7 protein-coding genes are annotated in these 7,025 nt (G+C 73.5%); 3 read left to right on the top strand and 4 right to left on the bottom strand.

Annotation, left to right across the window (positions count from 1 at the left end; genetic code table 11):
• The 4 genes from ACZ6ZT_RS33870 to ACZ6ZT_RS33855 all read right to left on the bottom strand — a co-directional run.
• The coding region (locus ACZ6ZT_RS33870; RefSeq protein ID WP_469724218.1) for a 2-oxoacid:acceptor oxidoreductase family protein at positions 1 to 559 on the bottom strand (559 nt) is incomplete at its 3' end.
• Between the two features lie 205 nt (positions 560 to 764).
• Positions 765 to 1,424 (bottom strand): response regulator transcription factor, encoded by a 660-nt coding sequence (locus ACZ6ZT_RS33865; RefSeq protein WP_384943007.1) that lies wholly within the window; start codon positions 1,422 to 1,424, stop codon positions 765 to 767.
• A gap of 485 nt (positions 1,425 to 1,909) precedes the next feature.
• On the bottom strand, positions 1,910 to 3,238 hold the full coding sequence (locus ACZ6ZT_RS33860) for a sensor histidine kinase (protein ID WP_469724220.1): 1,329 nt from the start codon (positions 3,236 to 3,238) through the stop codon (positions 1,910 to 1,912).
• 289 nt (positions 3,239 to 3,527) lie between these two features.
• Complete coding sequence (locus tag ACZ6ZT_RS33855; protein WP_469724217.1) at positions 3,528 to 4,694, bottom strand: sensor histidine kinase; 1,167 nt, start codon at positions 4,692 to 4,694, stop codon at positions 3,528 to 3,530.
• A gap of 156 nt (positions 4,695 to 4,850) precedes the next feature.
• Between ACZ6ZT_RS33855 and ACZ6ZT_RS33850 the strand changes: the two genes are divergently transcribed.
• The 3 genes from ACZ6ZT_RS33850 to ACZ6ZT_RS33840 form a co-directional block, all read left to right on the top strand.
• Positions 4,851 to 5,276, top strand: a complete 426-nt coding sequence (locus tag ACZ6ZT_RS33850; RefSeq protein WP_469724215.1) for an NADH-quinone oxidoreductase subunit A — start codon at positions 4,851 to 4,853, stop codon at positions 5,274 to 5,276.
• Complete coding sequence (locus ACZ6ZT_RS33845; protein ID WP_469724213.1) at positions 5,267 to 5,905, top strand: NADH-quinone oxidoreductase subunit B; 639 nt, start codon at positions 5,267 to 5,269, stop codon at positions 5,903 to 5,905. The genes ACZ6ZT_RS33850 and ACZ6ZT_RS33845 overlap by 10 nt, the downstream gene beginning before the upstream one ends.
• Positions 5,902 to 7,025, top strand: a 1,124-nt coding sequence (locus ACZ6ZT_RS33840; protein ID WP_469724212.1) for an NADH-quinone oxidoreductase subunit C, incomplete at its 3' end; no start/stop codon positions are given. The genes ACZ6ZT_RS33845 and ACZ6ZT_RS33840, both read left to right, overlap by 4 nt.

Here is a 7,025-nt window from a genome sequence, read left to right as displayed (position 1 = left end):
TCCGCGACAGCCCGAAATCCTTCAGCGCCTCCACCGTCAGCGTCGTCAGCGGCACACGGTGGATGCTGTACGCGTCCAGCGACCCGTCGTCCAGCGGCGAGGTGTCGTAGCCGACCTTCGCCATCGGCCGCTTCGTGAACTCGTCCGTGTTCACGATGATCTCCGCACCCCGCGGCACGTCCCCGATGTTCGCCTTCAGCGCCGCCGGATTCATCGCCACCAGCACGTTCGGCGCGTCACCCGGGGTCAGGATGTCGTGATCGGCGAAATGCAGCTGGAACGAGGACACCCCCGGCAGCGTCCCGGCAGGCGCCCGGATCTCCGCCGGGAAGTTCGGCAGCGTCGACAGGTCATTGCCGAACGACGCCGTCTCCGAGGTGAAACGGTCACCCGTCAACTGCATACCGTCACCCGAATCACCCGCGAAACGGATGACCACACGGTCGACGCGACGGATTTCCTTGCCGGTCCCCTCGGGCGAGTGCTCGTCGCGCTGGCCGCCGATGGGCCCACCGGCCCCGTCGGCCTGCTCGGCCGGGCTACTGACCTGGCTGGTCACTGAACTGGACCTCCTTCGAGGCGGACGTTCGTTCCCAAGACCCACCCTACGTCCGTGTGGATTGACGGCCCCGGGTTCGCCCGCATTCTGGACCGGCCCCTCCGGGCCGGCCTGTCCGACAGACGTCGTGCTCTACGCGAATCTTCCAATCCCCCCGGCCCACACCGGCGCGGCTCACCTGACAGGCAGTCAGCCTGTCAGACGCTCACGACCGCAGATAGGTGAGGACCGCCAGTACGCGCCGGTGATCCCCGTCACTCGGGGACAGGCCCAGCTTCATAAAGATATTGCTGACGTGCTTCTCCACGGCTCCGTCGCTGACGACGAGTTGCTTGGCCACAGCGGAATTCGTCCGTCCCTCCGCCATCAGGCCCAGTACCTCCCGCTCGCGCGGGGTCAGCCCGGCCAGCACGTCCTGCTTGCGGCTGCGGCCGAGCAGCTGCGCCACGACCTCGGGATCAAGGGCCGTACCGCCCCGCGCCACCCGTACGACGGCGTCCAGGAACTCCCGGACGTCGGCCACCCGGTCCTTCAGCAGGTACCCCACACCGGTACTGGAACCGGCCAGCAGTTCGGTGGCGTACTGCTCCTCCACGTACTGCGACAGCACGAGCACGCCTATCCCGGGGTGCTCGCGGCGCAGCCGCACGGCGGCCCGTACGCCCTCGTCGGTGTGCGTCGGGGGCATCCGTACGTCGGCCACCACCACGTCGGGCAGCGCGTCCTCGGCCGCGAGGTCCGCCACCGTCTTGATCAGGGCTTCCGCGTCCCCGACGCCCGCCACGACGTCATGCCCCCGGTCGGTCAGCAGCCGGGTCAGGCCCTCACGCAGCAGCACCGAATCCTCGGCGATGACCACCCGCACCCTGTCTTCCACGTTCAGCAGCTCCCGCGTCACTCAGCACCCGGGGACCCGTACCCGGCGGGCCGGACATCCCTGGACCGGCCAAGCATCCCAGCCCACCCGCCGAACGCGAGCCGAAACCCCGGCGAAATCCAGCCTCTGCGGGGAGAGCGCCAGGGCCACCGGGTCGATCCGGTTGCGGACCGGCAAAATGCAGCCTCTGCGGGGAGAGCGCGCCGGAGTCCCCGGGTCGATCCGGGCGCCGACCGGCACAATCCAGCCTCGTAGGGAGAGCGCGCCAGGGCCACCGGGTCGATCCGGATGCGGACCGGCAAAATCCAGCCTCGCCGGCGTTTGAGGCGCGGGGGTCCGGGGGCTGGCCCCCGGCAGCGGACCCGCACCCGGATGACGGGCGGCAGGCCCACGGGGTGTGGGCCCCGGCCCGAGCCCGCCCGGGCAGGGGCGGGGCCCGGGGGAGCCCCCGTAAAAGCCCGGCCAGGGCACGGTCAGGCCCGCCACGGCAGCTCCGCCGTGACCACCGTCCCCCGCCCCTCCTCCGAGTCGACGACCAGCACCCCGTCCACCGCGTCCAACCGCTCCGCGAGCCCCGCCAGCCCCGACCCGCCCCGCGGATCCGCCCCGCCCCGCCCGTCGTCGGAGACCTGCAACAGCAGCCGTCCGCCGGACTTCCACACGTCCACGCTCGCCCCCCGGACGCCCGGCCCCGCGTGCTTGCTCACGTTCTGCAACAGCTCGGAGACCACGAAGTACGCGATCCCCTCGATCGCGGCCGCCGGCCGCCCCGGCAGATCCACCGCCACCCGCACCGGCACCACGCACCGCGACGCCACCGACGACAGCGCCGCGTCCAGCCCCCGGTCGGTCAGCACCGCCGGGTGGATCCCCCGGGCCAGGTCCCGCAGTTCCTGGAGGGCGACCTTCACCTCCCCGTGCGCCGCGTCGACCATCGCCGCCGCCTCCCGCGGATCCTCCGCCAGCTTCTCCTTCGCCAGCCCCAGATCCATCGCGAGGGCGACCAGCCGCGCCTGCGCCCCGTCGTGCAGGTCCCGTTCGATCCGCCGCAGGTCCGCCGCCGCCGTGTCCACGACCACCCCGCGGTCGCTCTCCAGCTCCTGGACGCGGTCGTCGAGGCGCGAGCGCCCGAGCAGACCGCCGATCAGGACCCGGTCGACGCTGGTCAGCGCCCGGACGACCCACGGCGTGGCGAGGGTGACGAGGAGCCCGACCAGGAAGGTGGCGGCGATGGCCACGGGGGAGTCGAGGTAGAAGGAGTAGCCGTCGTTCTCGAAGAGCTGGAGGCCCGGCTGGTTCGTGTACGCGGGGAAGACCCAGAACCACAGCGGGTACAGCAGGGCGCTCCACCCGTACGCCCACAGGGTCAGCGCCAGGCAGAACGAGAACACCGCCCACGGGAAGTGGACCACCGCGTAGAGCAGGTGGCGCCAGGCGCTGCCGCTCTTGAGCAGCGCCCCCATCGCGGTCAGCGCCCCGCCCTTGGCCGCCCGGACCGGCGGCGGATCGGCGACCGGCATCCGCAGCAGCGCCCGGGCGCGGCTCCGCTCGACGCGGCCGAAGCCCCGGCACAGCAGGAGTACGCCGGCCAGCACCGGGACCCCGATAAAGGTGACGAGCAGCCCGGCGCCGAGGGCCGTGCCGGTGATGGCGAGCCCGAAGTACACCCCGCTCAGCGGCAGCCCGGTCAGCACGAACCCCAGTTCCCGCCATGTCCGCGCCGCCACCGGAGCCCGCAGCACCGCGACGGGACCACCTCCGCCGCGGCCCATGCCGTCGCCCTCGCCGTCGCCCTTGCCCATGATCCCGACCCGCCCTTTCCACACCGCTCTGCCGACTCCACCCACCCTGCCGTCCGCTCCTATCCGGAACCATGCGGCGGGTCGGCGTCCGCGCCCGGGGGTTAACCCCACCCCGCGCCGCGCCCGCTTCCCCCGCAGACACCGAAGGGGCCCCGCCCACCCGGACGGGACCCCGTAAAAACCCGGCCAGGGCCCACGCCCCGCCCACCCGGACGGGACCCCGCAAAAGCCCGGCCAGGGCCCACGCCCCGCCCACCCGGACGGAGCCCCGTAAAAGCCCGGCCAGGGCCTACGTCCGGTCGCGCCACGGCAGCTCCGCCGTCACCACCGTCCCCGCCCCCTCCGGGGACTCCACCAGGAGCACCCCGTCCACCGCCCGCAGCCGCTCCGCGAGCCCGGCCAGCCCCGACCCGGCCCGTACGTCGGCCCCGCCGCGCCCGTCGTCCGAGACCCGGATCAGCAGCCGGGCCCCCGACCGCCACACCTCGACCGCCGCCCCACGGGCGCCCGGCCCCGCGTGCTTGCTCACGTTCTGCAGCAGCTCGGAGACCACGAAGTACGCGATCCCCTCGATCGCCTCCGCCGGCCGCCCCGGCAGGTCCACCGCCACCTTCACCGGCACCAGGCACCGCGACGCCACCGACGACAGCGCCGCGTCCAGCCCCCGGTCGGTCAGCACCGCCGGATGGATGCCCCGGGCCAGGTCACGCAGCTCCCGCAGCGCCATCTTGACCTCCCCGTGCGCCTCGTCGACCATCGCCGCCGCCCCCTCCGGGTCCTCCAGCAGCTTCTCCTTCGCCAGGCCCAGCCCCATCGCGAGGGCGACCAGCCGCGCCTGCGCCCCGTCGTGCAGATCCCGTTCGATCCGCCGCAGGTCCGCCGCCGCCGTGTCCACGACCACCCCGCGCCCCGACTCCAGCTCCGCGATGCGCCGCTCCAGCTCGTCCGAGGGGGACAGCAGGCCCCGTACCATCGCCCGGTCCACGTTGGTCATGCCGCGGACCAGGTACGGCAGCACCGGCCACAGCACGAACAGCCCCGCCAGCGTTACCGTGAAGGTCAGCACCCCCCACGGCAGGCGGACCAGCTCGTACAGCACCGTCCGCCACCCCACCGGGTCCTTCACGCCCGCCCACAGCCAGGCGAAGAACCCGCCCGCCCGCCGCGGCCCGGGCAACGGGGTCGGTTCGGCCACCCGCACCCCGAGCAGGGTCCGCGCCCGCGCGCGTTCGAGCCGGCCGAGCTGGCGGGACCCGTACAGACCGCACAGCAGCAACGGCAGTCCCACAGCGGTCACGGACAGACCGCCCGCGGCCGCCACCATGAACACCGTGTAACCGAATCCGATCAAGGCCGCCGGCAGATTGGCCAGGAGATGAGCGATCTCCTTCCACGTGACCGCGTCGAAGACGGGCCGCACGCGCGGAGGGTACAGAGCTTGATCGTTCGCGGTCATGCGGCACAGCCTGCCAATTCCGCCCGCCCGATGCCATGGGGCGGCCCGGCGGCAGTGAACGGGGGATAACCCCACCCCGCTCAGCCCAGGGCCTAGACTCCCGTCCGTACCAGATCATCCTGATCGTCGACAGTGGCCGAGGAACGAGGAACGGACGTGCCCGACCCCACGGTATCGACCGTGACCACCGTGACCGCGACCACCGTGACGGCGGCGGACTACTTCCGGAGCTATTCGGTCGTCGGCCTGCTCGCCGTCCTCGGCGTGCTCTTCGTCGCCGTGGCCTTCGGCGCCGGCCGCCTGCTGCGGCCCGTCGTCCCCACGCCCGAGAAGCTGCTGACCTACGAGTGCGGTGTGGACCCCGTGGGCGAGGGCTGGGCGCACACCCAGGTCCGCTACTACGTCTACGCCTTCCTCTACGTCGTCTTCGCCGTCGACTCGATCTTCCTGTTCCCGTGGGCGACGGTCTTCGCCGCCGCCGGTTACGGCGCCACGACCCTGGTGGAGATGTTCGTCTTCCTCGGATTCCTGGCCGTCGGCCTGCTCTATGCGTACAAGAAGGGCGTCCTCGCATGGACGTGACACCCCGGCCGGCCGCCGCCTCCCGGCCCGAACCCCCGCTTCCGCAGGCGCAGCCGCAGCCGCTTCCGCTGCCGGAGCCCAAGCGCCTGGGCGTGCTCTCGCGCCTGGCCCCGGAGCCGATGAAGGTGGTCCTGAACTGGGGCCGCCGCTACAGCCTGTGGGTCTTCAACTTCGGCCTCGCCTGCTGCGCCATCGAGTTCATCGCCGCCTCCATGGCCCGCCACGACTTCATCCGGCTCGGCGTCATCCCCTTCGCGCCCGGGCCGCGGCAGGCCGACCTGATGATCGTCTCGGGCACGGTGACGGACAAGATGGCCCCGGCCGTCAAGCGGCTGTACGAGCAGATGCCCGAGCCCAAGTACGTCATCTCCTTCGGCGCCTGCTCCAACTGCGGCGGGCCGTACTGGGACTCGTACTCGGTCACCAAGGGCGTCGACCAGATCATCCCCGTCGACGTGTACGTGCCCGGCTGCCCGCCCCGGCCCGAGGCGCTGCTCCAGGGCATCCTCAAGCTCCAGGAGAAGATCGCCCGCGAGTCCCTCGCCGAGCGGTACGCGGCCACGCCGTCCGTCTCCCAGCTGACCAGCGGGCTCGTCCCGCCCCCGCCCGCCCCGGAGGCCGGAGCGTGAACCTCTACGACTCCCTCCCCGACGCGGCCGCGACCGTCTTCGGCGCCGAGGCCGTGGGCTCGTACGCGTACGAGGTCCTCACGGTGGACGTGCCCGTCGGCTCCTGGATCCCGGCGCTGGAGATCGCCCGGGACAAGCTGGGCTGCACCTACTTCGACTGGCTGAGCGCGGTCGACGAGCCGGGCACCGGATTCCGGATCTGCGCGCACGTCGTCGCCCTGGAGAACCACCGCGTACGCCGCCTCCTGCTGCGCACGACCGTCCCGCACACCGCCCCCGCCCTGCCGTCCGCCGTCGCGGTGTACGCGGGCGCCGAGTGGCACGAGCGGGAGACCCACGAGATGTTCGGGGTCGACTTCACCGACCACCCGCACCTGGTACCGCTGCTGCTCCCGGAGAACTTCGAGGGACACCCGCTGCGCAAGGACTTCGTCCTGGCGGCGCGGGTCGCCAAGGCGTGGCCCGGCGCGAAGGAGCCGGGCGAGGCCCACGACCCCGACGCCCCGAAGCGCCGCCAGATGCTCCCGCCCGGCGTCCCCGACCCGAACGACTGGGGCCCCCTCAAGGGCCAACTCCCCCCGGCCCCCACCCGCACCCCCCGCACCCCCCGCACCCCCCGCGAGGGCACCCCGGCCCGCCGCCCCCGGCCGACGGCGGCCGCGTCCCCGACGGCGGAAGCCCCGGAAACCCCGCGCCGTACCCGCTCGGTGTCGGACGGCTCGGCAAGCCAGACGCCCCCGGCGGGCGAGACCCCGTCGGCCCCGGAGGCCGCCCGCCCGGCGCGCCGTACCCGCTCGGTGTCGGACGGCTCGGCCAGCCAGACACCCCCGGCGGGCGAGCCCCCGGCCCCCGAGGCCCTCTCCGACCCCGAGGCTCCGCGCCCGGCGCGCCGTACTCGCTCGGTGTCGGACGGCTCGGCAAGCCAGACGCCCCCGGCGGGCGCGACCCCGTCCGCCGAAGCCCCCTCCGCCCCGGAGGCCCCGGCCCCCGACGCCGCCCCGGAGGCCCCGCGCCCGGCGCGCCGTACCCGCTCGGTCGCGGACGGCTCGGTCAGCCAGACGCCTCCGGCGGGTGAGTCCTCGTCCGCCGAGGCCCCGTCGGCCCCGGAGGCCGCCCGCCC

The sequence above is a fragment of the Streptomyces sp. NPDC102258 genome (genome assembly GCF_055584685.1).
Note: the sequence above shows the minus strand (reverse complement) of the source record. Positions and strands in the feature narration are given on the sequence as shown.

Bases quoted from the DNA above. Each gene is read 5' to 3' on its own strand.
- ACZ6ZT_RS33860 (WP_469724220.1), bottom strand. From the start codon at position 3,238: ATGGGCAAGGGCGACGGCGAGGGCGACGGCATGGGCCGCGGCGGAGGT.
- ACZ6ZT_RS33855 (WP_469724217.1), bottom strand. From the start codon at position 4,694: ATGACCGCGAACGATCAAGCTCTGTACCCTCCGCGCGTGCGGCCCGTC.
- ACZ6ZT_RS33845 (WP_469724213.1), top strand. From the start codon at position 5,267: ATGGACGTGACACCCCGGCCGGCCGCCGCCTCCCGGCCCGAACCCCCG.